General features: G+C 71.0%; 21 protein-coding genes and 1 riboswitch. Of the genes, 16 read left to right on the forward strand and 5 right to left on the reverse strand.

Translation table 11 applies throughout. The features are described 5' to 3' along the window. Positions 1-88 precede the first annotated feature (88 nt). Positions 89-320, reverse strand: a riboswitch (cobalamin riboswitch). Between the two features lie 291 nt (positions 321-611). Further along, positions 612-1,460, forward strand: coding sequence for an SDR family NAD(P)-dependent oxidoreductase (locus NPA30_RS19390; protein WP_256804438.1), 849 nt, complete (start codon positions 612-614; stop codon positions 1,458-1,460). A gap of 186 nt (positions 1,461-1,646) precedes the next feature. Here the strand turns inward: NPA30_RS19390 and NPA30_RS19395 are convergent, their stop codons facing one another. Next, positions 1,647-3,125: a cobyric acid synthase gene (locus NPA30_RS19395; RefSeq protein ID WP_256804439.1), complete on the reverse strand. Its 1,479-nt coding sequence runs from the start codon at positions 3,123-3,125 to the stop codon at positions 1,647-1,649. 105 nt (positions 3,126-3,230) lie between these two features. Here NPA30_RS19395 and NPA30_RS19400 point away from each other — a divergent pair, with 105 nt between their 5' ends. Both NPA30_RS19400 and NPA30_RS19405 read left to right on the forward strand, forming a co-directional pair. After that, positions 3,231-3,482, forward strand: coding sequence for a type II toxin-antitoxin system Phd/YefM family antitoxin (locus NPA30_RS19400; protein ID WP_256804440.1), 252 nt, complete (start codon positions 3,231-3,233; stop codon positions 3,480-3,482). Further along, a complete protein-coding gene (locus NPA30_RS19405; protein WP_256804441.1) occupies positions 3,479-3,916 on the forward strand; it encodes a type II toxin-antitoxin system VapC family toxin in 438 nt (145 codons plus the stop codon). Before NPA30_RS19400 ends, NPA30_RS19405 begins: the two co-directional genes overlap by 4 nt. On the opposite strand, the gene NPA30_RS19410 is transcribed toward NPA30_RS19405, so the two are convergent. Next, positions 3,908-4,651, reverse strand: a complete 744-nt coding sequence (locus NPA30_RS19410) for a TSUP family transporter (RefSeq protein ID WP_256804443.1) — start codon at positions 4,649-4,651, stop codon at positions 3,908-3,910. The genes NPA30_RS19405 and NPA30_RS19410 overlap by 9 nt on opposite strands. Before the next feature lie 277 nt (positions 4,652-4,928). Here NPA30_RS19410 and NPA30_RS19415 point away from each other — a divergent pair, with 277 nt between their 5' ends. The 8 genes from NPA30_RS19415 to cobM all read left to right on the forward strand — a co-directional run bounded on the left by NPA30_RS19415 (position 4,929) and on the right by cobM (position 12,928). Beyond that, positions 4,929-6,119: a sirohydrochlorin chelatase gene (locus NPA30_RS19415; RefSeq protein ID WP_256804444.1), complete on the forward strand. Its 1,191-nt coding sequence runs from the start codon at positions 4,929-4,931 to the stop codon at positions 6,117-6,119. 947 nt (positions 6,120-7,066) lie between these two features. Next, a complete protein-coding gene (locus NPA30_RS19650; protein ID WP_320109217.1) occupies positions 7,067-7,738 on the forward strand; it encodes a precorrin-8X methylmutase in 672 nt (223 codons plus the stop codon). Next, positions 7,735-8,946, forward strand: coding sequence for a precorrin-6y C5,15-methyltransferase (decarboxylating) subunit CbiE (cbiE, locus tag NPA30_RS19425; RefSeq protein WP_256804446.1), 1,212 nt, complete (start codon positions 7,735-7,737; stop codon positions 8,944-8,946). The genes NPA30_RS19650 and cbiE overlap by 4 nt, the downstream gene beginning before the upstream one ends. Then, entirely contained in the window at positions 8,943-9,674 is a 732-nt protein-coding gene (gene cobI / locus NPA30_RS19430; RefSeq protein WP_256804447.1) for a precorrin-2 C(20)-methyltransferase, read from the forward strand. Before cbiE ends, cobI begins: the two co-directional genes overlap by 4 nt. Continuing rightward, on the forward strand, positions 9,671-11,467 hold the full coding sequence (gene cobJ / locus NPA30_RS19435) for a precorrin-3B C(17)-methyltransferase (protein WP_256804448.1): 1,797 nt from the start codon (positions 9,671-9,673) through the stop codon (positions 11,465-11,467). The genes cobI and cobJ overlap by 4 nt, the downstream gene beginning before the upstream one ends. Before the next feature lie 35 nt (positions 11,468-11,502). Next, on the forward strand, positions 11,503-11,790 hold the full coding sequence (locus NPA30_RS19440) for a toxin-antitoxin system TumE family protein (RefSeq protein ID WP_256804449.1): 288 nt from the start codon (positions 11,503-11,505) through the stop codon (positions 11,788-11,790). Beyond that, on the forward strand, positions 11,783-12,145 hold the full coding sequence (locus NPA30_RS19445) for an HVO_A0114 family putative DNA-binding protein (RefSeq protein ID WP_256804450.1): 363 nt from the start codon (positions 11,783-11,785) through the stop codon (positions 12,143-12,145). The genes NPA30_RS19440 and NPA30_RS19445 overlap by 8 nt, the downstream gene beginning before the upstream one ends. Positions 12,146-12,157: 12 nt before the next feature. Next, a complete protein-coding gene (cobM, locus tag NPA30_RS19450; RefSeq protein WP_256804451.1) occupies positions 12,158-12,928 on the forward strand; it encodes a precorrin-4 C(11)-methyltransferase in 771 nt (256 codons plus the stop codon). On the opposite strand, the gene NPA30_RS19455 is transcribed toward cobM, so the two are convergent. Both NPA30_RS19455 and NPA30_RS19460 read right to left on the reverse strand, forming a co-directional pair. Then, on the reverse strand, positions 12,925-13,668 hold the full coding sequence (locus tag NPA30_RS19455) for a cobalt-precorrin-6A reductase (RefSeq protein ID WP_256804452.1): 744 nt from the start codon (positions 13,666-13,668) through the stop codon (positions 12,925-12,927). The two genes, cobM and NPA30_RS19455, sit on opposite strands and share 4 nt — an antisense overlap. After that, positions 13,658-14,779 (reverse strand): cobalt-precorrin-5B (C(1))-methyltransferase, encoded by a 1,122-nt coding sequence (locus NPA30_RS19460; protein ID WP_256804461.1) that lies wholly within the window; start codon positions 14,777-14,779, stop codon positions 13,658-13,660. Before NPA30_RS19460 ends, NPA30_RS19455 begins: the two co-directional genes overlap by 11 nt. Positions 14,780-14,832: 53 nt before the next feature. Here NPA30_RS19460 and NPA30_RS19465 point away from each other — a divergent pair, with 53 nt between their 5' ends. Genes NPA30_RS19465 through cbiB form a run of 3 tightly spaced genes read left to right on the forward strand, consistent with a single transcriptional unit; the run spans position 14,833 to position 18,130 of the window. After that, the gene (locus NPA30_RS19465; RefSeq protein ID WP_256804453.1) at positions 14,833-16,131 is read left to right on the forward strand and encodes a cobyrinate a,c-diamide synthase; all 1,299 of its coding nucleotides are present in this window, start codon (positions 14,833-14,835) and stop codon (positions 16,129-16,131) included. Beyond that, positions 16,128-17,156: a threonine-phosphate decarboxylase CobD gene (gene cobD, locus NPA30_RS19470; protein WP_256804455.1), complete on the forward strand. Its 1,029-nt coding sequence runs from the start codon at positions 16,128-16,130 to the stop codon at positions 17,154-17,156. The genes NPA30_RS19465 and cobD overlap by 4 nt, the downstream gene beginning before the upstream one ends. After that, positions 17,153-18,130 (forward strand): adenosylcobinamide-phosphate synthase CbiB, encoded by a 978-nt coding sequence (gene cbiB, locus NPA30_RS19475; protein ID WP_256804456.1) that lies wholly within the window; start codon positions 17,153-17,155, stop codon positions 18,128-18,130. Before cobD ends, cbiB begins: the two co-directional genes overlap by 4 nt. Here the strand turns inward: cbiB and NPA30_RS19480 are convergent. Next, on the reverse strand, positions 18,117-18,881 hold the full coding sequence (locus NPA30_RS19480; RefSeq protein WP_256804457.1) for an adenosylcobinamide-GDP ribazoletransferase: 765 nt from the start codon (positions 18,879-18,881) through the stop codon (positions 18,117-18,119). The genes cbiB and NPA30_RS19480 overlap by 14 nt on opposite strands. Before the next feature lie 130 nt (positions 18,882-19,011). Here NPA30_RS19480 and cobT point away from each other — a divergent pair, with 130 nt between their 5' ends. Together cobT and NPA30_RS19490 are read left to right on the forward strand one after the other, a co-directional pair. Next, the gene (gene cobT, locus NPA30_RS19485; RefSeq protein ID WP_256804458.1) at positions 19,012-20,028 is read left to right on the forward strand and encodes a nicotinate-nucleotide--dimethylbenzimidazole phosphoribosyltransferase; all 1,017 of its coding nucleotides are present in this window, start codon (positions 19,012-19,014) and stop codon (positions 20,026-20,028) included. A 191-nt stretch (positions 20,029-20,219) separates the two neighbouring features. After that, on the forward strand, positions 20,220-21,183 hold a 964-nt coding region (locus NPA30_RS19490), incomplete at its 3' end, for a cache domain-containing protein (protein WP_256804459.1).

Here is a 21,183-nt window from a genome sequence, read left to right on the forward strand (position 1 = left end):
ACAGCCGCCGATCGGCAGGAAGCAGGACAGGCGGCGCGGCTCTCGCCGCGGCATTCGGCAACGACACGATCAACCTCCGTGACGGGCCTCTCGGCCCCGAGGGATGGCAGGTCTCCTGGCTCGCGGGTCGCCGGCTGCGTCCTGCCTTCCCGAAGCTCTCGCTCCAGTGGCGTTTCCGGTCCGAGCCGTGCTCGATCCGGTGGACGCGCCTCGCCGCTCTACAGTCGCGGGGTCGGCTGCGATACGGGCCGAAGCCCTTCGCATTCCCTCTTCGCCCGAACCGCGGGATGCGGCGCGGGACCATCCGGCGGCGAAGATAGACGGGCGGCGGAGGGGATTCAATCGGGGTCGGGCCAGTGCTCCCGGCGACTGGCGCAGATCGCCCTCCTCCGGTCCTCCGGGCCACCGTCTCCCACACACGGGAGAAGACGGACGCGTCGCCTGTTTCCATCGAGCGCGAGAGGCGGGTGAAAGTGCTTCGCGCGCGGCAGTCTTGGACCCGTCATCCGTCTGGATGCCCGACGACAGAGCGTCCAGTTCGCCGCGGGCTGCATCGACAGGGCGGCCTCCGCCTCTAGCTCCGTCGCCAGCAATCACCAGCGAGTATCTCCATGACTCATCCCGCCATCGCATCCGGCCATGTCGCGGTCGTCACCGGCGCGGCCTCCGGCATCGGCCTCGCCGCCGCCCGTCGCTTCGTCCAGCTCGGCCTGAAGGTCTGCCTCGTCGACCGGCAGGAGGCGGCCCTGGCGCGCGCCCGCGACGCGCTCGGCCAACGCGCGGCCGGCGGTGCCGACAGCGTGATGGCCGCTGCGCTCGACGTCGGCGACCGGGTGGCGATGGATGCGCTGGCCAGGACCGTCGGCGAGCGGTGGGGCGCAGTGCACGTCCTGATGAACAATGCCGGCATCCAGCCGCCGACCAGCGTCTTCGGCTCGGAGGCCGACTGGGCCGAGATCCTGCGCGTCAATCTCGGCGGCGTCGTCGCCGGCTGTCAGGCGTTCGTGCCGGCGATGCTTGCCGCGGGCGGCGCGGGCCTCGTGATCAACACCGGCTCCAAGCAGGGCATCACGACGCCGCCGGGGAACCCTGCCTACAACGTCTCGAAGGCCGGCGTGAAGGTCTACACCGAGGCGCTGCAGCACGACCTGCGCAACCGCGAGAGCTGCCGGATCACGGCGCATCTCCTGATCCCCGGCTTCGTCTTCACGCCGCTCACAGCGAACGGTCGCACGGAGCAGCCGGCCGGGGCCTGGACACCCGACCAGACGGTCGACTTCCTGTTCGAGCGGCTGGAGGCCGGCGACTTCTACATCCTCTGCCCGGACGGCGAGGTGACGCGGGAGATGGACGAGATGCGCATCGCGTGGGCCGCCGGCGACATTGTCGAGAACCGCCCGCCTCTGTCGCGCTGGCATCCGGATCATGCCGACGCGTTCAAGGACTTCGCTGGACGGTGAGGGGCGTCCGCTGAGGGCACGCCTGTTGCACCGGATACAAGGTTCGTCATCCCGGCCTCAAGGCCGGGATGACGAAGTCGATGATTGAAGCGCCCGTTCCGATAAGGTTTAGGCGCCGAAAGGGGCTCGCGGGACTGTCTCGGCAACGGCCGTATCGCTTGCCGACGAGCATTCTGAGCTTGCAGGTCAGCCTCCGGCGATCGACAGCAGCCGCTCCGCGTCGAGGTGCCGTTCCAACTCGTCCGCTACGCCATCCAGTGCCGCCTCGATGCCGGCGCGGTAGTCGATCTCTCCCGCCGCGTGCCCGAGCCCCTGCAGGAACCGGCGCCGAAAGCCGTCGGCGGTGAACAGCCCGTGCAGGTAGGTGCCGAAAACGCGCCCGTCGACGCTCGCCGCACCGTCCGGCACGCCGTCGACCAGTGCCACCGGCCGGGCGCAGTCCGGGCCCGCCGTGCGCCCCATGTGGATCTCGTAGCCGTGGAGCGCTTCGCCCGCCGGCGTCGCGGCGACGACCTCGCGCACCGTCTTCTCGCCCGCCATCACCGTCTCGACGTCAAGGAGCCCGAGGCCGTCCGCCGCGCGCACCTCGCCCTCGACGCCGTCCGGGTCGAGCACGCGCCGGCCGAGCATCTGATAGCCGCCGCAGAGGCCGACCACCGCGCCGCCGTGTGCGACATGCTGGTGGAGATCGGCGTCCCAGCCGTTGCGGCGAAAGGCGAGGAGGTCGCCGATCGTCGACTTGGAGCCGGGGATCAGCACCAGCCGCGCCTCGACGGGCAACCGCTCGCCCGGCCGGACGAAGCGGACCTCGATGCCGGGCTCGGCCCGGAACGGGTCGAGGTCGTCGAAATTGGCGATGCGGTCGAGCTGCGGCACGGCGACGACGAAGCGGCCGGCGGTTCCGCTTGCCGACAGGCGCTCCAGCGCCACGGAGTCCTCGGCCGGCAGCCGAGCGGCATCCGCGAGCCAGGGCACCACGCCGAGCGAGGGCCAGCCGGTGTGGCGCGTGACGATCGCAAGGCCGTCGTCGAACAGCGTCGGGTCGCCGCGGAACTTGTTGATCAGGAAGCCTCGAATCATCGCCCGGTCGGCGTCCGGCAGGATCGTGTGGGTGCCGACGAGGGATGCGATGACGCCGCCGCGATCGATGTCGCCGACGAGGACCACCGGCACGCTGGCCGCCGTCGCAAAGCCCATGTTGGCGATGTCGCCGGCGCGCAGGTTCACCTCGGCCGGGGAGCCGGCGCCTTCGACGATCACGAGGTCAGCGTCGGCGCCGGTGATGGCGAAGCTCTCCAGCACCCTGTCGAGCAGCTGCGGCTTCAGCCGCTGGTAGTCGCGTCCCTTCGCGGAGCCGAAGACCTTGCCCTGCACGACGATCTGGCTGCCGGTTTCGGACTGCGGCTTCAGGAGCACGGGGTTCATGTGCACCGTTGGGGCAACGCCGCAGGCCAGCGCCTGCAGCCACTGCGCCCGTCCGATCTCGCCGCCCTCGCTCGTGCCGGGAATGGCCGCGACGGCGGCATTGTTCGACATGTTCTGCGGCTTGAACGGGCGCACCCTGAGCCCGCGCCGGGCGAACAGCCGGCACAGGCCGGCGACAAGCACCGTCTTGCCGACGTCGGAGCCGGTGCCTTGCAGCATGAGGGCGAGGGGCTTCGTCATGCGCCCTTGTGCCTCCGCGGGGGACAGGACGTCCAGCACGGTGTTGTTGCTCTGGAAGTCGTGTACTAAATTCAATCTAATGTAATACAGGCGGAGCCGTGGACGATGCGGGAATTTTCCAGCCGCGATTTCAACCAGCGGCATGGCACTGTGAAAGACGCAGCGCGCGTGGAGCCGGTGTCGATAACCGAGAACGGTCGGCCGACTTTCGTGCTGATGTCTCAGAGCGACTACGAACGCATGGCCTCGGCGCAGCCGACATTGCTCGATCGCCTGGCGGATCGGCGTCCGGAGGCGGACTTTCCGTTCGACCCTGACGAATTTGCAGCACGGGACCGCGACGGCGACCTCGTGTGATCCGCTATCTATTCGATACCAACGTCGTATCCGACAGCCGCCGGCCGGAGCGCACGAACGCGTCGTTCCAACAATTTCTCGCCGCGGTGAAGCCTGAATGGTTCTGCGTCTCGGTGCTTACGATCCTTGAGATCGAGACCGGGATCACCCGGCAAGAGGGCCGGGATGCCGCGTTCGCCAGGCTGCTCGCGAATTGGTTCGAACAGCTTGTCTTGCCCGTCCTCGAAGATCGAATTGTCCCGGTCGATCTGAAGATCGTGCGGCGAGCCGGTCGTCTGAAGAGCCCAAACGGCCGTCCGACCAACGACACGCTGATCGCCGCGACCGCTCTCGACCTCGGCTTGCCTGTGGTCACGCGGAATGTCGCCGACTTCGCCGCGCTTGGTGTCGACGTCATCGATCCTTGGAATTACACCGCCCCGGCCTCAAGCTAGCAGCAGCTTCGCCGCCAGGCACAGGCAGACGGTGACGAGCAGCGGGCGGATCAGCCGCACGCCGAGCCGCATCGCCAGCATTGCGCCGAGCCGGGCGCCGAGGAACTGCGCGCCCCCCATCGCCAGGCCGAGCCTCCAGTCGATGACGCCGGAGACGGCGAAGACGGAAAAACCGCCGATGTTGGAAGCGAAGTTGAGGAGCTTGGTGTGGGCCGTCGCCTTGAGCACGCCGTGCCCGGCGAGGGTGACGAAGGCGAGCATGAAGAAGGATCCCGTGCCCGGCCCGAACAGCCCGTCATAAGCGCCGATCAGCGGCACGACGGTCAGCGCGAAGAGCCTCGGCGAAACGCGTCGCTCCGCGTCCCGGTCCGAAAGCCCCGGTTTGACCGCGAAATAGAGGGCGACAGCGACCAGGAGGTAGGGCAGCAGCCCTTCCAGCACCTCGACCGGCAGAACCATTGCGCCGAGCGCGCCGCCGACGGCGCCGAGACCGGAGAGAAGCGCGACGGGAAGCAGCCGCCGCAGGTCGACGTGCCCCTTCGAGGCGTAGGCGATGGAGGCCGAGCCCGAGCCGAACAGGCCCTGCAGCTTGTTGGTGCCGAGCGCCGTGAAGGGGTCGATGCCGCCGATCAGCATCGCCGGAATGGTGATCAGGCCGCCGCCCCCGGCGATGGCGTCGACGAAGCCGGCGAACAGTGCGGCGCCGGTGATGAAGGCAAAGGTCGGGTCGAGCATCGAGTCGGGTGTCTGCGGCAGCGGAGCTGGTCGCTTACCCGGCAGGCCAGCGATTGGAAAGCCGGCAGACGATCCCGTGCGGCGCCTCGCGTTGACGCCGGCGACCGGCTGCTGTTTACGTCACTCGGACTGACGGTGCCCGTTCGGGCTCGCAAGTGATTCCGTGGCGGCCGACCCATGCCGGGGGCCAAGCCGGAAGCTGTCGGAACCGCATCGCGTCCCGTCCCGGGCCACGCGTCGCCTCCGGCGTCGGACGAAAGATGACGGAGAGGTCCCGATGAAAGCCCTGATGCTCTGCGGCCATGGCAGCCGCGATGCCGGTGCCGTCGCCGAGTTCGCGGTGCTCGCCGACAAGCTGCGTGCCCGCCTGCCGGACTGGGCGGTCGAGCACGGCTATCTGGAGTTCGCCACGCCGATCATCCGGACCGGCCTCGATGCGCTGCGCGAGCGCGGCGCGAACGAGATCCTGGCGGTCCCGGGCATGCTCTTCGCCGCCGGCCACGCGAAGAACGACATTCCCTCGGTGCTCAACACCTATGCCAGCGCCAACGGCGTTGCCATCCGCTACGGCCGCGAGCTCGGCATCGACCCGAAGATGATCCGCGCCGCCGGCGAGCGCATCCTCGAGTGTCTGCGGGCCGACGGCTGGCGCGAGGGCGAGCCGCTGCACGACACGATGCTCGTCGTGGTCGGCCGGGGTGCCTCCGATCCAGACGCCAACTCCAACGTCGCCAAGGTGATGCGGATGCTCTGGGAGGGCCTCGGCTTCGGCTGGGGCGAGACGGCCTATTCGGGGGTCACCTTCCCGCTGGTCGAGCCGGGGCTCGAGCACGCGGCGCGGCTCGGCTACCGCCGGATCGTGGTGTTCCCGTATTTCCTGTTCACCGGCATCCTGGTGAACCGGATCTACGCGCAGGCCGACCTCGTCGCGGCGCGTCACCCCGAGATCGCCTTCCTCAAGGCCGGCTATCTCGACAGCCACCCGCTGGTGGTGGAGACCTTCGTCGACCGGATGGAGGAGATCCTCGCCGGGCAGAACCTGATGAACTGCCAGATGTGCAAGTACCGCGAGCAGGTGCTCGGCTTCGAAGCCGAGGTCGGGCTGCCGCAGGAGAGCCATCACCACCACGTCGAGGGCATCGGCGTCGGCGAAGCGGGCCATGATCACCATCATGACGAAGGCGTGCACGCCCATCGCCACGACGACGGGCATCATGATCATGCGCATGGCGGGCATAGCGGGAATGCGCACGATCACGACCACCACGGCAGTGGCGACGGGCACCACCACCACCATGGTCACGGGCACGACCACGGCCCTCATGGTCATGGCCCGAGCGGCCATCACGATCATCCGCATGACCATGACCATGACCACGCGCACGGCCACGATCACGCCCACGGGCACCATCACCCTTACCCGCATGCCGACCATCCGCTCGGCCCTCGCTCGATGAGAGGCGCATGACGCACCTGTTCGATTGCTACGCCGTCGTCGACTGGTCGGCGGCCAACAGCCCGACCACCGGCAAGGACTCGATCTGGATCGCCTTTGCCGAGCGCACCGGCAACGAGACCCGTGTCCTCGGCACCACCAACCCGCCGACGCGCGCGGCGGCGATGCGGGTGCTCCGGCACTTCCTCGCCAACGCGCTCGCCGACGGCAAGCGCGCCTTCGTCGGCTTCGACTTTCCGATGGGCTATCCGACCGGCGCGGCCGCAGCGATCGCCGGCAGCGCCGATTGGCGCGCGCTCTGGGCCTATTTCGCCGACGCCCTGCAGGACCGCGACGACAACTTCTCCAACCGCTTCGAGGTGACCGGGCGGATCAACCGCGAGAAGCTCGCCCACGCGCCGATGTTCTGGGGCCGGCCGATCCATCAGGAAATCCCGGGGCTTTCGGCGACCAAGCCCGACCCCTACCCGACGGCCTTCGCCGAGAGGCGCATCGCCGAGGCGCGCACCGGCAAGGCACAGCCGGTCTGGAAGCTGAACTTCACCGGCAGCGTCGGCAGCCAGGCGATCACCGGCATCGCCCGGCTCGAAGCCCTGCGGCAGGATCCCGATATCGGCGAGGCGATCGCCGTGTGGCCCTTCGACACCCGCTTCGCCGAGGACCTGTCGGCACCCGTCGTGCTGGCGGAGATCTATCCGGGCCTCGTCCCGGTCGCGACCGGCGACAAGAGCTGCCTCGACGAGGCGCAGGTCGAGACGCTGGCGACGATCTTCGCGCAGTTCGACGCCGAGGGGCGCTTCGTCGACCTCTTCGGCGCGCCGACCGACCTCTCCGATGCCGAGCGCGCGGCCGTGGTCGCCGAGGAGGGCTGGATCCTCGGGCTCGGTCATCGGCTGGTGGACGCGCCGGCGGCCGCGGGCGCCGCCGATCCGGTGGCCGCGGCGGCTGGTGGCGGGCGACTGTCCTACATCCGCGACCCCCAGGCAATTTACGCCGAGAGCTTCCGGCTGATCCGCGAGGAGACGGACCTCACCGCGTTGCCCGAAACTGCGCACGAGCTGGCGATCCGGCTCGTCCATGCCTGCGGCATGCCCGACATCCTCGCCGATCTCGCGCTGTCCGAGGACGCGATCGAGGCGGGCCGGCAGGCGCTCGACGCAGGCGCGCCGATCCTCTGCGATTCTGAGATGGTCGCGCACGGGATCATCGCCGCCAACCTGCCGCACCAGAACAAGGTCGTCTGCCGTCTCGCCGATCCGCGCACGCGCAAGATCGCCGAGCGCGAGGGCACCACCCGCTCGGCCGCGCAGGTCGATCTGTGGGGCGATCTCCTCGGCGGCGCGATCGTGGCGATCGGCAACGCGCCGACCGCCTTGTTCCACCTGCTCGAACGGCTCGAGGAGGGCGCGCCGAAGCCGGCCGTCATTCTCGGCTTCCCCGTCGGCTTCGTCGGCGCGGCCGAATCGAAGGCCGAGCTGGTGCGCGAATCCTACGGCGTGCCCTTCGTCACCCTCGGGGGCCGACGTGGCGGCAGCGCCATGGCGGCCGCGGCCGTCAACGCGCTCGCGGCGGGGCTCGCCCCGGCAGGCGCCAAGCCGGCCGGCGAGGGCGGTGCGCCGGGCTCGGAATGAGCGCCTGGCTGACGGTGATCGGCATCGGCGACGGCGGGCTCGACACGCTGACGCCGGACGCGCGGCGTCACCTCGATGCGGCCCGGACCGTCTTCGGCGGCGAGCGGCATCTGTCGATGCTGATGGACACGCACCACGAACGGATCGCCTGGCGCTCCCCGCTCTCCGACAGCTTGGCCGAGCTCGATGCGCGGCGTGGTGAGGCGGTCGCGGTGCTGGCGAGCGGCGATCCGCTCTGGTTCGGCATCGGCGCCACGCTGGCGCGGCGCTACGGCTTGGACGCCCTCAAGGTGATCCCGAGCCCGTCGGCGTTTTCGCTCGCGGCCGCGCGCCTCGGCTGGCCGCTGCAGGACGTCGCCTGCCTCAGCGCCCACGGCCGTCCGATCGAAAATGTCGTCCGTGCGCTGCATCCCGGGGCCAGGCTTCTGGTGCTGACCGAGGACGCCGACGGGCCGGCGGCGATCGCCGCGCTGCTGACCGCTCGCGGCTATGGCGAGAGTCGCCTGACCGTGCTGGAGCATCTCGGCGGCGCCGCCGAGCGAGTTCGGACGGCGCCGGCGTCGAGTTGCGACATCCCGGACGCCGCCGACCTCAATCTCGTCGCGGTCGAGTGCCGGGCCGATCCCGGTACGCAGCCTTATTCCCCGGCCGCCGGCCTGCCGGACGAGGCCTTCGTCCATGACGGCAAGATGACCAAGCGCGTGCTGCGCACGGCGGCGATCGCGGCCCTCGCGCCGCAGCCCGGCGAGGTCCTGTGGGACGTCGGCGCCGGCTGCGGCTCCATTGCGGTGGAGTGGTGCCGCGCGGTGCCGGGCGGGCGGGCGCTGGCGATCGAGCCCGTCGCGGCGCGTCGAGACATGATCGCGGCCAATGCCGACCGCTTCTGTCCGGGTTCGGTCACCGTCGTCGAAGGCGTGGCGCCGGCCGCCTATGCCGGATTGGCTCGGCCGGACGGCGTCTTCGTCGGCGGCGGCCTGACCGATGGCGTCTTCGACGGCGCATGGGAGGCGCTGCGGCCGGGCGGCCGGATGGTGGCGCACGCGGTGACGCTGGAGTCGGAGGCGATCCTTCTTGGGCTGCATCGCCGCCTCGGCGGTGAGCTGCTGCGCATTTCGCTCGAGCAGGCGAGCCCGGTTGGCCCCTATCGCGGCTGGCGGCCGGCAATGCCCGTGCTGCACTGGCACCTGACGAAGCCGGAGGCGGCATGACGGGCACGCTCTACGGCCTCGGGCTCGGACCGGGTGACCCCGAACTCCTGACCGTGAAGGCACTGCGTATCCTGCGCGGCGTGCCGGTCGTCGCCTATCCCGCACCGGACACCGGCCCGAGCTTCGCCCGCTCGATCGTCGCCGGCCATCTGGCCCGGTCGCAGGTCGAGCTGCCGATCGTCGTGCCGATGCGGGTCGAGACGCAGCCGGCGCAGGCGGTCTACGACCGGGCGGCGGAGGCGATCGCCGGACATCTGTCGGCGGGCCGCGACGTCGGTCTGCTTTGCGAGGGCGATCCCTTCTTCTACGGCTCCTTCATGTATCTGTTCGAGCGTCTCGCCGATCGGTTTGCGACCGAGATCATCCCCGGCATCGCCTCGGTGCATGCTGCAAGCGCGGCGGCCCGGCGACCGCTCGCCAGCCGCAACGCATGCGTCGCCATCCTCCCCGCGCCGCTCGAGGACGAGGTCCTCCGGGTTCGCATCGCGGCGGCCGACAGCTTTGCGATCATCAAGCTCGGCCGGCATTACCCGCGCATCCGGGCGCTGCTCGACGAGCTCGACCTGACTGCGCACTGCACCTACTGCGAGCGGGTGGGTCTCGCCAGCGAACGCGTCCTCCCGCTCGCCGAGGTGACCGGTGCTGTCCCCTATTTCTCGCTGATCCTCGGCGGTGAAGGCACGTCCGGCGGCACAGTCCGGACGGCATCGCCGGAGGAGGCGTCGTGAAGCCCGCGGTCGTCATCCTGTCGGCTGGGTCGCTTCCGATCGCCCACCGCATCGCCACGGCCTGCGGCGGCGAGGTCCATGGCGCGGCCCGCCGCGTCGAGGGCGTCGCGGTGTCGTTCGTGGACGCCGCCTCTCATCTGCGCGGGCTGTTCCGCGAGGGCCGGCCGATCGTGGCCGTCATGGCGGCCGGGGCGGTGATCCGCATTCTCGCGCCGCTCCTCGCCGACAAGACGGCCGAGCCGCCGGTGCTCGCCATCGCGGACGACGGCTCGGTCGTCGTGCCGCTGCTCGGCGGCCATCACGGCGCCAACGATCTGGCGCGCGAGATCGCCGAAGCACTTCAAGGCTTTGCCGCGGTGACCACCGCCGGCGACCTGCGCTTCGGCGTCGCGCTCGACGCGCCGCCATCGGGCTGGCGGCTGGAGAATCCGCAGGACGCCAAGCGTGTCATGGCCGAGCTCGTCGCCGGCGGCACGGCCCGGCTGACGGGGGAGGCGCCCTTCCTGACGTCCGCGAGCCTGCCGCTTGCGGCCGACGGCACCATTCGGCTGACGGTGAGCGAGACCGCGCGGCAGCCTGACCCAAACGAGCTTCTGTACCGTCCCCAGACCTTGGCGCTTGGGCTCGGCGCCGAACGGGGCGCGCCGTCGGGGGCAGCGATCGCGCTCGCCGAGGCCGTCCTCGCCGAGGCCGGCGTCAGCCCGCTGTCGCTCGCCGGCGTCTTTTCGCTCGACCTGAAGGCCGACGAGCCGGCGCTGCACGCCGTCGCCGCCCGCTTCGACGTGCCGGCCCGTGTCTTCGACGCGGCGACGCTGGAGCGCGAGGCCCCGCGCCTCCAGAACCCATCCGACATCGTCTTCGCCGAGACCGGCTGCCACGGCGTCGCCGAGGGCGCGGCGCTCGCCGCCGTCGGCCCGGAGGGCGACCTGCTCCTGCCGAAGCGCAAGGGGCACCGGGTCACCGCCGCGCTTGCCCGCGCGCCCCGGCCGATCGAGGCGGTTTCCGTTGGCCGCGCACGGGGCACTCTGTTCGTCGTCGGCATCGGACCCGGCCAGCCGGCCTGGCGCTCGCCGGAGGTCAGCCGGATGGTCGAGGCGGTGAGCGATCTCGTTGGCTATTCGCTCTATCTCGAACTCCTCGGCCCGCTCGCCGACGGTAAGGCGCGCCACGACTTCGACCTCGGCGCCGAGGAGCTGCGCGTGCGTCATGCCATGCGGCTCGCGGGGGAGGGCCGGACGGTCGCGCTCGTCTGCTCGGGCGACGCCGGCATCTACGCCATGGCGACGCTGGTCTTCGAGCTCCTGGAGCGCGGTGACATGCCGGACGGCGCGCGGCGCATCGAGATCGCGGTGGCGCCCGGCATCTCCGCGCTCCAGGCAGCGGCGGCTCGGGCCGGCGCACCGCTCGGCCACGACTTCTGCACCATCTCGCTCTCCGATCTCCTGACCCCGTGGGAGGACATCCAGCGGCGCGTGCGGGCGGCGGCGGAGGCCGACTTCGTCATCGCCTTCTACAATCCGGTGTCGAAGAAGCGGCGCACCCAGCTCGCCTTTGCCCGCGACGTGCTCCTGCAGCACCGCCCGGCGGCGACGCCGGTGGTGCTCGCCACCAATCTCGGGCGCGCGGGCGAGCGGGTGCGCATCGTGCCGCTCGCCGAACTCGACGTCGACGAAGTCGACATGCTGACGGTGGTGATCGTCGGGTCGTCCCAGACGCGGGTGGTCGCGACCGGCGACGGGAGGCGCTGGGCCTACACGCCGCGCGGCTATGCGGGGAAGAGTGAGGTCGGCTAGATTGGTGATAAGGTTTTTCGTGCGCGGGTGGTCCGATGCGGGCGAGGTTGCTTTTCGATACGAAAGAGAACCTAGCTGATGGACTGATCATGCAGATTCGGGTCTGGCAGCTGCCGGAGCCCACGCCCGAGCGACCGCACGCGTTGAAGTATTCGCTGTTCTACGGTCGATCGGGTGAGCGCATCATCGGTTACGACAACGAACGGGGCAAAGGCGACCACCGGCACTATCGGGACCGGGAAGAGCCCTATGTCTTCGTCGGGATCGCCGAGTTGATCCGCGACTTTCGTCGCGATGTGATGAAGGAGATTGGCCGTGACTGAAGTCATTCTTCACGTGTCGGGTGTCGATGCCTTCTTCGACCACGCGATGGCCGCCGCTCGGCGCATCGACGCGGGCGACTACACGCCGAACACGCCTCGCGTCGGCTTTCCGTCGATCGAGCATCTGTGGGCCTACATGACCCCGGAGCGCTGGAGCCTGCTGCGGTTCCTGCAGGAGCACGGACCGACCGGCGTCGCCGCGCTGGGCGATGCCATCGGCCGGGACGTTGGCGCCGTTGAGGAGGATCTCGGCAAGCTCGAGGAGATCGGCCTCGTCGATCCGCAGCCGGACGGGTCCGTCCTCGTGCCCTGGTCCAGGATCACCGTCGAGGCCTCCCTCGCAATCGCCGCCTGAGTCTCGACCCGCATGACCGTTCACTTCATCGGCGCCGGCCCCGGCGCGCCCGACCTCATCACCGTCCGTGGCCTTCGCCTGATCGAGCGCTGCCCCGTCTGCCTCTATGCGGGCTCGCTGGTGCCAGCCGAGGTCGTCGCGGCCGCGCCCGCCGGCGCGCGCGTGATCGACACCGCGCCCCTGACGCTCGACGAGATCGTCGCCGAGATCGAGGCCGCTCACGCGCGCGGCGAGGACGTGGCTCGGGTGCATTCCGGCGACCCGTCGATCTACGGCGCGACGGCCGAGCAGATGCGCCGGCTCGACGCGCTCGGCATTCCCTATGACGTGACGCCCGGCGTGCCCGCCTTCGCCGCGGCCGCGGCGGCGCTGAAGAGCGAGCTGACGGTGCCGGAGGTCTGCCAGACGATCGTCCTCACACGCACCGCCATGCAATCCTCGGCGATGCCGGAGGGCGAGGACCTCGCGACGCTCGGCAAGAGCGGCGCGACCCTCGCGATCCACCTGTCGGTGCGCAACATCGCTCACATCCAGCGCGAGCTCATCCCGCTGCCGGCCTACGGGCCGGACTGCCCGGCGGTGATCGCTTACCGGGTCGGCTGGCCGGACGAGACGCTGATCCGCGGCACGCTCGGGGACATCGACCGCAAAGCGCGGGCCGCCAAGCTGACCCGCACGGCGCTGATCCTCGTCGGGCGGGCGCTTGCCGCGGAGGGCTTCGTCGACTCCAAGCTCTACGACGCCGACCACGTCCACGTGCTGCGGCCGAAGCGGAAGGGCTAGGCGGTGCCGGCGGCCCAGGCGATCGCGGCTGCGAGGTCGGCCACGGTCGGGCCCGCCGGCGCCGGCGGTCGCGCGATCACGATCACCGGCAGGCCGAGCATGCGTGCCGCCTCGATCTTGGCATATGAGGCGCCGCCACCCGAGTTGCGGCAGACGAGATGCGTCACCCCGAGGTGCGTGAAGAGCGCCGCTTCCTCGGCCGGCTCGCGCGACGGCTTGCCGAGGACGAGATCGGCCCTGAAGGTGAGCGGCGGATCGGGCGGATCGATCATCCGCACCACGGGCGCGAGATCGGCACGCCGCGCGAACGGCGAGAGATGCTGCCGGCCGAGCGCCAGGAACGGCCGGGCGTTGCCGGGCAGGGCGTCGCGCGCCGTGCCGATGCAATCGACCTCGGTCCACAGGTCGCCCGCGACCGGCATCCAGGGCGCACGCACGAGGCAGAGCCGCGGTACGGCGGCGGCGGCCGCCGCCTTCTCGGCATTGCGTGAGATGCCGGCGGCGAAGGGATGCGTCGCGTCGATGAGGCGCGTGACGCCTTCCTCCTTCAGATACGCGGCGAGCCCGTCGGCGCCGCCGAAGCCGCCGATCCGCACCTCGCCAACCGGGAGGGACGGGGCCGCCGTGCGCCCGGCGAGCGAGGTGATCACCCGCAGGTTTGGCCGCGCGGCGGCAAGCTCTCCTGCAAGGGCGCCCGCTTCGGCGGTGCCGCCGAGGATGAGGATGGTGTCAGCCGGCATGGGCGATTACCCGTCCCTCGCGATCCACCACCAGCACCTCCACGGCTACCGGCGTGCCGCGCAGCTGAGCCAGCGCCTGCGCGCGCGCCCGGGCGGCCACGATCGCGCCGAGATCGAGCCCTGCCGCCTGTGTCAGGTCGAGCACGGCCTTCGCGGTGTTGGCCCCGAGCACGGCCTCCCGCAGCCGCGCGCCGGCGTCCGGATCGAGCCCGGCGACGAGCGCGTGGAGAGCCGTGAAATCCACCTGGCTGCGGCCCGAGTGCAGATCCATCGCCCCCTGCGCGAGCTTGGTCAGCTTGGCAAAGCCGCCGGCGATCGTCAGCCGCTTGATCGGATGCTGGCGCATATACTTCAGGAGCCCGCCGGCAAAGTCGCCCATGTCGAGGTAGGCGATCTCCGGCAGTTCAGGATAGCGCGCGCGCGCGGCCGCCTCGCTGGACGAGCCGGTGGCGCCGACGACGTGCCCCAGACCGGCCGCGCGCGCCACGTCGACGCCGCGATGGATCGAGTGGATCCAGGCCGAGCAGGAAAAGGGATGCACGATCCCCGTCGTGCCGAGGATCGACAGCCCGCCGACGATGCCGAGCCGCGGGTTCCAGGTGTGGCGGGCGAGCTCCGCGCCGTTCGTGACCGCGATCTCGATCGTAACGTCCGGCGCCCGGCCATGGGCCGCGCAGAGCGCTTCCACGACGTCCGTCATCATCCGGCGCGGCACCGGGTTGATCGCCGGCTCGCCCGGCGGCAGCGGCAGGCCGGGCAGGGTCACAGTGCCGACCCCTGGCCCCGCATGGAAGCGCACGCCGGTGCCGGGTTCGCCGAAGCGGAGCGTCGCGACGATCTCGGCGAGATGGGTGACGTCCGGATCGTCGCCGGCATCCTTGACGATGCTCGCCATCGCGTGAGCGGACGCGAGCGCCGTGCGGTTGAGGGCGAAGGCGGGCGTCTCGCCCTTCGGCAGCGTGATTTCGACGGGGTCGGGAAAGTCGCCGGTCAGAAGCGCGGTCAAGGCTGCCTTGGTCGCCGCCGTGGCGCAGGCGCCCGTCGTCCAGCCGCGCCGCAGCGGCGCGGCTACGGGCTTCTCCGCACGATCCTCGCCGACGCCGAACTCCATGCCGGTTCTATAGCGCGCGGCCATCCGAGCCGGAAGCCGGACGAGGGTCTAGCATGTCCGGGCTCCTGATCGCGGCCCCGAGCTCCGGCTCGGGCAAGACGACCGTCACACTCGGGCTCCTGCGCGCGCTGCGGCGTACCGGCCGTGCGGTCGCCTCGGCCAAGGCGGGGCCGGATTTCATCGACCCGGCCTTCCATGCCGCGGCAAGTGGGGGCGCCTGCGTCAATCTCGACCCCTGGGCGATGCGCCCGGCGCTGCTGCGCGCGCTGGCCGACGAGGCCGCAGCGGGCGCGGATGCGCTCGTCGTCGAGGGCATGATGGGCCTCTTCGACGGCGCCGCCGACGGCACCGGATCGGCGGCAGACGTCGCGGTACAGCTTGGCCCCGGCGTCGTGCTCGTCGTCGACTGCGCCCGCCAGTCGCACTCTGTGGGCGCGCTCGTGCGCGGCTTCCGCGACCACCGGCCGGACGTGCGGCTCGCCGGCCTGATCCTCAACCGGGTCGGCAGCGTCAGGCACGAAGGCCTGTTGCGCGACGCACTGGAGCCGCTCGGCCTTCCCGTGCTGGGTGTCCTGCCGGCGCGCCCCGACCTCGTGCTGCCCTCCCGCCATCTCGGACTCGTGCAGGCCGACGAGCACCCCGAGCTCGAGGTCTTTGTCGAGCGGGCCGCGGACTGGGTCGCAGCGGGTGTCGATCTCGACGCGCTCGCGGCGCTGGCGCGCCCGACAGGACGCCTCGCCCGCGATCAGGTGCCGGGCCTGCCGCCGCTCGGACAGAAGATCGCGGTGGCGCGCGATGCGGCCTTTGCCTTCGCCTACCCGCACCTCCTTGCCGGCTGGCGGCGGGCCGGTGCGGAGATCGCGCCGTTCTCACCGCTCTCCGACGAGGCGCCTGACGGTGCCGCGGATGCAGTGTTCCTGCCCGGCGGCTACCCCGAGCTGCACGCCGGGCGGCTTGCGGGCGCCTCCCGCTTCCGGCAAGGCATGGCAAGCGCACAGGCGCGCGGCGCGGCGATCTACGGCGAATGCGGCGGCTACATGGTGCTGGGCGAAAGACTTGAGGACGCGGACGGAGCGAGCCATGCGATGCTCGGCCTCCTGCCGCTCGAGACCAGCTTCCGGACGCGGCAGCGCCATCTCGGCTACCGCCGCGCGACCGCGCTGGCCGGCGCGCCGTGGAGCGGGCGCCTGACGGCGCACGAGTTCCACTACGCGACGATCCTCTCCGAAGGCGACGCGGATCGCCTGTTCGAGGCGGAGGACGCGCTCGGCACGCCGCTCGGGCTGCTCGGCCTGCGGCGCGGCCGGGTCTGCGGATCCTTCCTCCACCTGATCGACCGGGGCGAGGCATGAGCGCGGCGCGCGAGCATGGCGGCGCCCTCGACTGGGCCGTCGCGACGTTTGGCGGCAGCCGCGGCGACTGGCTGGACCTCTCGACCGGGATCAACCCCACGCCGCCGCCGCTCCCCGCGCTGCCGCATGAGGCCTGGACACGCCTGCCCGAGCGCGCTGGCGAGGAGGCGCTGATCCAGGCGGCGCGGGCCTTCTATGGCTGCCCGCCGACGGCGGGCATCGCCGCCGCGCCGGGCTCGCAGGCGCTGATCTCGCTGCTGCCGCATCTCTTCGCGCCGACCGGTGTCGCCGTCGTCGGGCCGACCTATGGCGGACACGCGTCGGCCTGGCGTTTGGCGGGGCATCGAGTGGTCGAGATCAATACGCCGGCCGCCGCCGACAGTCTCGCCAGCATTCTCGTCGTGACCAATCCGAACAACCCCGATGGCCGCAGCTTCGAGCGCGACGAACTCCTCGCCATCGCCCGTCGCCTCGCCGAACGCGATGGTCTTCTCGTGGTCGACGAGGCCTTCGCCGATGCCGATCCAGGCGAGAGCCTTGCCGAAGAGGCGGGCCGGTCGGGGCTTCTCGTCCTGCGCTCCTTCGGCAAGGTCTTCGGTCTCGCCGGGCTGCGCCTCGGCTTCGCCTTGACGACGCCGTCTCTCGCGCAGGCGCTCGAGACGCGGCTCGGACGATGGGCGATCTCCGGTCCGGCAGTCGCGATGGGTACGGCGCTGATGAGCGACGGAGCCGGGTTCGCGGCTCTGCGCGAGACGATCCTCAACCAGTCGCACCGGCTCTTCGAGACGCTGGCCGACGACGACTGGACAATCGCCGGCCGCACGCCGCTCTTCGCGCTGGTTCGCCACGATGCGGCCGCCACGATCTTCGATGCGCTCTGCCGCCGGCGGATCCTGACGCGGCCCTTCGACCACCGGCCGGACTGGCTGCGGATCGGCAATCCGGCCTCGGCGGCCGAGGCGGAGCGGCTGCGCGACGCGCTTCGGGCGGCGCGTCACGAGATCGAAGCCGAACTCGGGGCGTGAGCGCGCATGTCCTCGCCCTCGTCCTCGGCACCGTCCTCGACCGGCTGATCGGCGATCCGGATTGGCTGTGGCGGCGCGTGCCGCATCCGGTGGTCTGGATGGGCCAGGTCATCGATGCGCTCGACCGCCGGCTGAACCGCCCGGCCTGGAGCGCGCGGCGGCGCCGGCTGCTCGGCATCGTCGCACTCGGCGTCCTGCTGGTCGGCGCGATCGCGGTCGGCCTTCTCCTGCAGGGGCTCTGCGAAAGGCTCGGTCGCACGGGCACCGTGCTGGAGGCGCTCGTCGTCGCGATCTTCCTGGCGCAGAAGAGCCTCGCCGATCATGTCGGACGCGTCGCCTTGGCGCTCGAAGCCGGCGGCCTTCCGGCCGGGCGGCGGGCGGTGGCGCTGATCGTCGGCCGCGACCCGGAACAACTCGACGAGGCCGGAGTGTCGCGCGCGGCGATCGAGAGCCTTGCCGAGAACGCTTCGGACGGTGTGGTCGCGCCCTGGCTCTGGTTCCTGGTGGCCGGGCTCCCCGGGCTCCTCGCCTACAAGGCGGTGAATACGGCGGATTCGATGATCGGCCATCTCAGCGACAGATATCGCCACTTCGGCTGGGCCTCGGCCCGCTTCGACGACCTCCTGAACTGGCCGGCGGCGCGGCTGACGGTGCTCCTCTTCGCGTTCGCCGCGCTCACTCTGGAGGGACGCGGCGTCGCCCGGCGGGCGATCACGGTCGCCGTGCAGGACGGACCGCGGCACCGTTCGCCGAATGCCGGGTGGCCGGAAGCTGCGGTTGCCGCGATCCTCGGCCTCGCGCTCGGCGGTCCGAGGCGCTACGGCGCGCTCGTGGTCGATGCGCCGCTGATCAACCCCGCGGGCCGGCGGGAGGCATCGCCCGCCGACATCCGCGCCGCGCTCGGCCTTCTGTCGCGGCTCGGCACGGTGCTGATCGTCCTCGCGGCACTGGCGCTCGCTCTCAGCCTGCGATGACGAAGCCGAGGAGAAGGGCCACTTCGGCCATCTGCTGGGTGGCGCCGACGCAGTCCCCGGTCTGACCGCCGAGCCGCCGGCGGATCAACGCCCTGAACCAGAGGGTCGCACCGGTCGCGAGAGCGACGCCGAGCACGGCGCCGGCAGGATCGGCCGCCGCGAGCGCGGCGAGGAGGACAAGGCCGGCGCCGACGACGAGCGCGATCCGTCCCTCGCTTTGCGTCGGCTGTCCCAGCCGTGCCGCGACGCCCTCGGCGCGCGCCGGCGGCAGGCTCGACCAGAGCCAGGCCATCGCCCCCCGGCTGCCGGCGGCCGCCGCGAGGTAAAGAGCTGCGGCGGGCTGCGGCGCCCGGGCGCAGAGCGCCGCCAGAAGCGCGATGCGGGCGAGGGTGACGATCAGGAGCGCCAGCACGCCATAGGTGCCAATGCGGCTGTCCTTCATGATCTCGAGCGCCCAATCCTTCGGGTGCTGCCCGCCGAGCCCGTCGGCGACATCCGCCAGCCCGTCCTCGTGCAGCCCGCCGGTCGCCGCGATCATCGCGGCGATGGCGGTGAGGGCGGTGATCTCCGGCGACAGGCCGAGGCGCGATGCCGCGAGCAGGATCGCGGCGGCCGGCAGGGCGGCGATCAGGCCCGCCAGCGGGAAGGCCGGCGCATCCGCTCCCAGCCGATGATCGGCCGGCCAGCGCGCCCGGCCGATCGAAAATCGGGTGAGGAAGGCAAGCGAGCGCAGCAGGGCAGCGAGGGACACGAACATCTCCTGGGCGAACCTTGCTCGCCCGGTTTACAGCCGGGGCGGGCCGGCGTTACAGCCTGCTGATCCGCGACCGGCCATTCTTTGGCAAGACCGCGGTGCTCCGCAATCCTGGAACCGATCCTCGATGTCCACCACCGGCCTGCCCTTCGACGACATCCGCGCGCTGATCCGGACGATGCCGGGGCCGGACGGGGGCGCCATCCACGCCAAGCGCGAGCGCGAGGCGCAGTTGACCAAGCCGGCGGGCGCGCTGGGCCGCCTGGAGGACCTTTCGGAGTGGCTGGCGGCGTGGCAGGGACGGGCGCCGGCCGTCAACCGGCCGGTCGTCGCGATCTTCGCGGGCAATCACGGCGTGGCGGCCAAGGGCGTGTCGGCCTTCCCGCCGGAGGTGACCCACCAGATGGTGGCGAACTTCACCGCCGGCGGCGCGGCGATCAACCAGATCTGCGCCGCCTACGACCTCGGTCTCAAGGTGTTCGACCTCGCGCTCGACCTGCCGACGGGTGACATCACGCGGGAAGCGGCGATGGACGAGCGCGTCTGCGCCGCCACCATGGCGTTCGGGATGGAGGTGCTGGCCGGCGAGCCCGACCTCTTGTGCATCGGCGAGATGGGGATCGGCAACACCACAGTCGCGGCCGCGATCTACGCCGCCTTGTTCGGCGGCAGCGTGCAGGACTGGGTCGGGCCCGGCACCGGCAATGACGGACCGGGCATGCTGCGCAAGACCAACGCGGTCGAGGAGGCGCTGGCGCTCCATGCCGGCCACCTCGACGATCCCTTGGAGGTGCTGCGGCGCCTCGGCGGCCGCGAAATCGCCGCGATGGCGGGCGCGATCCTCGCTGCCCGCATGCAGCGCGTGCCGGTGATCGTCGACGGCTATGTCGCGACGGCGGCAGCCGCCGTGCTCTGGGCCATGGACCGGGCGGCGCTCGACCATTGCCTGTTCGGTCACGTCTCGGCCGAGCCCGCCCACATCAAGGCGCTGCGTCACATGGACAAGGTGCCGCTGCTGGCGCTCGGCATGCGGCTGGGCGAAGGCACCGGGGCGGCGCTCGCCGCCGGCATTGTCAAAGCCGCGGCACACTGTCACACGGGGATGGCGACCTTCGGTGAAGCCGGCGTGACCGACAAGGCCTGATCGGCGGGCGTAAGCGCTCCACGGCAATTGCTGCAGCCGACGCGCAATGCCCCGGCTGACCGTGCTCTAGCTGATTCGAACCCCTGAAGATGCCGGCGGCAAAGAATCAAGCCCCGTTGCCGCCAGCTTCAAGGAAAATTTATACGCCGTGGTGTCTGTATCGGGTCCTGCCTTTCTGGGGATCCCGTTCGATGCGCCTCACCATTACGCGTAAACTGTCGCTGATGATCGTCGTCGCCGCACTGCTGAGTGTCGCGGCGCTCTCTCTGCAGCTCTATTCGCTCAACCAGACGATCTGGAAGGATCGCAAGGCGCTCATCGTCAGTCAGGTGCAGACGGCGATCTCGATCCTCGACGGCTTCCAGAAGCGGGTCGAAGCCGGCGAGATGTCGCTCGAGGAAGCGCAGGCCCGGGCCAAAGACGCGACGCGCGCGATCCGCTACGGCGAGAACGACTACGTCTTCATGATGAGCGGCGATGGCACCCGCGTCATGCATCCCGATCCCAAGCTGCAGGGGACGAACTCGTTCGAGTCGAAGGACTCGACCGGCCTCTACTACAATCGGGACATGGTCGAGAACGCGCACAAGGGCGGTGGCTTCACCACCTACTACCGCGCGCGCCTGAAGGGCTCGGACTCGGAATCGCCCAAGCTCTCCTACGCCCAGTTGTTCCAGCCGTGGGACTGGACGGTCGGCGGCGGTCTCTATGTCGACGACCTGCAGGACCAGTTCATGGGCGAGGTCTACAAGACGCTCGGTTGGCTCGGCCTTCTGCTCGTGGCGCTCGCCGCCTGCGCGCTGCCGATCTCCCGGTCGATCACCCGGCCCCTGCACGCCATGACCGCGTCCATGCGGCGCCTGTCGGGCGGCGACGTCGCGGCCGAAATTCCCGGCATCGGTCGGCGCGACGAGATCGGCGAGATCGCGTCCGCGCTCGAAACGTTCAAGGAGGCTGCGGTCGAACGCAACCGCCTCGAAGCCGAGGCGAACGACCTGCGCGCCCGCCAGCAGGCCGAACGCGAGCGGCAGATGGCGGCCGAGCAGGCCAAGGCCGAGGAGCTGAAGGGGTTCGTACACGACATCGAGGCCGGCTTCGAGCGGCTGGCGGAGGGTGACCTGACGGTGCGCATGGAGCGGCCGGTGGCCGAAGAGT

Source organism: Mangrovibrevibacter kandeliae (assembly GCF_024519155.1).
Lineage (GTDB): Bacteria > Pseudomonadota > Alphaproteobacteria > Rhizobiales > Rhizobiaceae > Mangrovibrevibacter > Mangrovibrevibacter kandeliae.

Excerpts from the sequence above, each read along its gene's own strand:
- NPA30_RS19390 (WP_256804438.1), top strand. The coding sequence starts at position 612 with ATGACTCATCCCGCCATCGCATCCGGCCATGTCGCGGTCGTCACCGGC.
- NPA30_RS19395 (WP_256804439.1), bottom strand. The coding sequence starts at position 3,125 with ATGACGAAGCCCCTCGCCCTCATGCTGCAAGGCACCGGCTCCGACGTC.
- NPA30_RS19400 (WP_256804440.1), top strand. The coding sequence starts at position 3,231 with ATGCGGGAATTTTCCAGCCGCGATTTCAACCAGCGGCATGGCACTGTG.
- NPA30_RS19410 (WP_256804443.1), bottom strand. The coding sequence starts at position 4,651 with ATGCTCGACCCGACCTTTGCCTTCATCACCGGCGCCGCACTGTTCGCC.
- NPA30_RS19415 (WP_256804444.1), top strand. The coding sequence starts at position 4,929 with ATGAAAGCCCTGATGCTCTGCGGCCATGGCAGCCGCGATGCCGGTGCC.
- cbiE (WP_256804446.1), top strand. The coding sequence starts at position 7,735 with ATGAGCGCCTGGCTGACGGTGATCGGCATCGGCGACGGCGGGCTCGAC.
- cobI (WP_256804447.1), top strand. The coding sequence starts at position 8,943 with ATGACGGGCACGCTCTACGGCCTCGGGCTCGGACCGGGTGACCCCGAA.
- NPA30_RS19440 (WP_256804449.1), top strand. The coding sequence starts at position 11,503 with ATGCGGGCGAGGTTGCTTTTCGATACGAAAGAGAACCTAGCTGATGGA.
- cobM (WP_256804451.1), top strand. The coding sequence starts at position 12,158 with ATGACCGTTCACTTCATCGGCGCCGGCCCCGGCGCGCCCGACCTCATC.
- NPA30_RS19455 (WP_256804452.1), bottom strand. The coding sequence starts at position 13,668 with ATGCCGGCTGACACCATCCTCATCCTCGGCGGCACCGCCGAAGCGGGC.
- NPA30_RS19460 (WP_256804461.1), bottom strand. The coding sequence starts at position 14,779 with ATGGAGTTCGGCGTCGGCGAGGATCGTGCGGAGAAGCCCGTAGCCGCG.
- NPA30_RS19465 (WP_256804453.1), top strand. The coding sequence starts at position 14,833 with ATGTCCGGGCTCCTGATCGCGGCCCCGAGCTCCGGCTCGGGCAAGACG.
- cobD (WP_256804455.1), top strand. The coding sequence starts at position 16,128 with ATGAGCGCGGCGCGCGAGCATGGCGGCGCCCTCGACTGGGCCGTCGCG.
- cobT (WP_256804458.1), top strand. The coding sequence starts at position 19,012 with ATGTCCACCACCGGCCTGCCCTTCGACGACATCCGCGCGCTGATCCGG.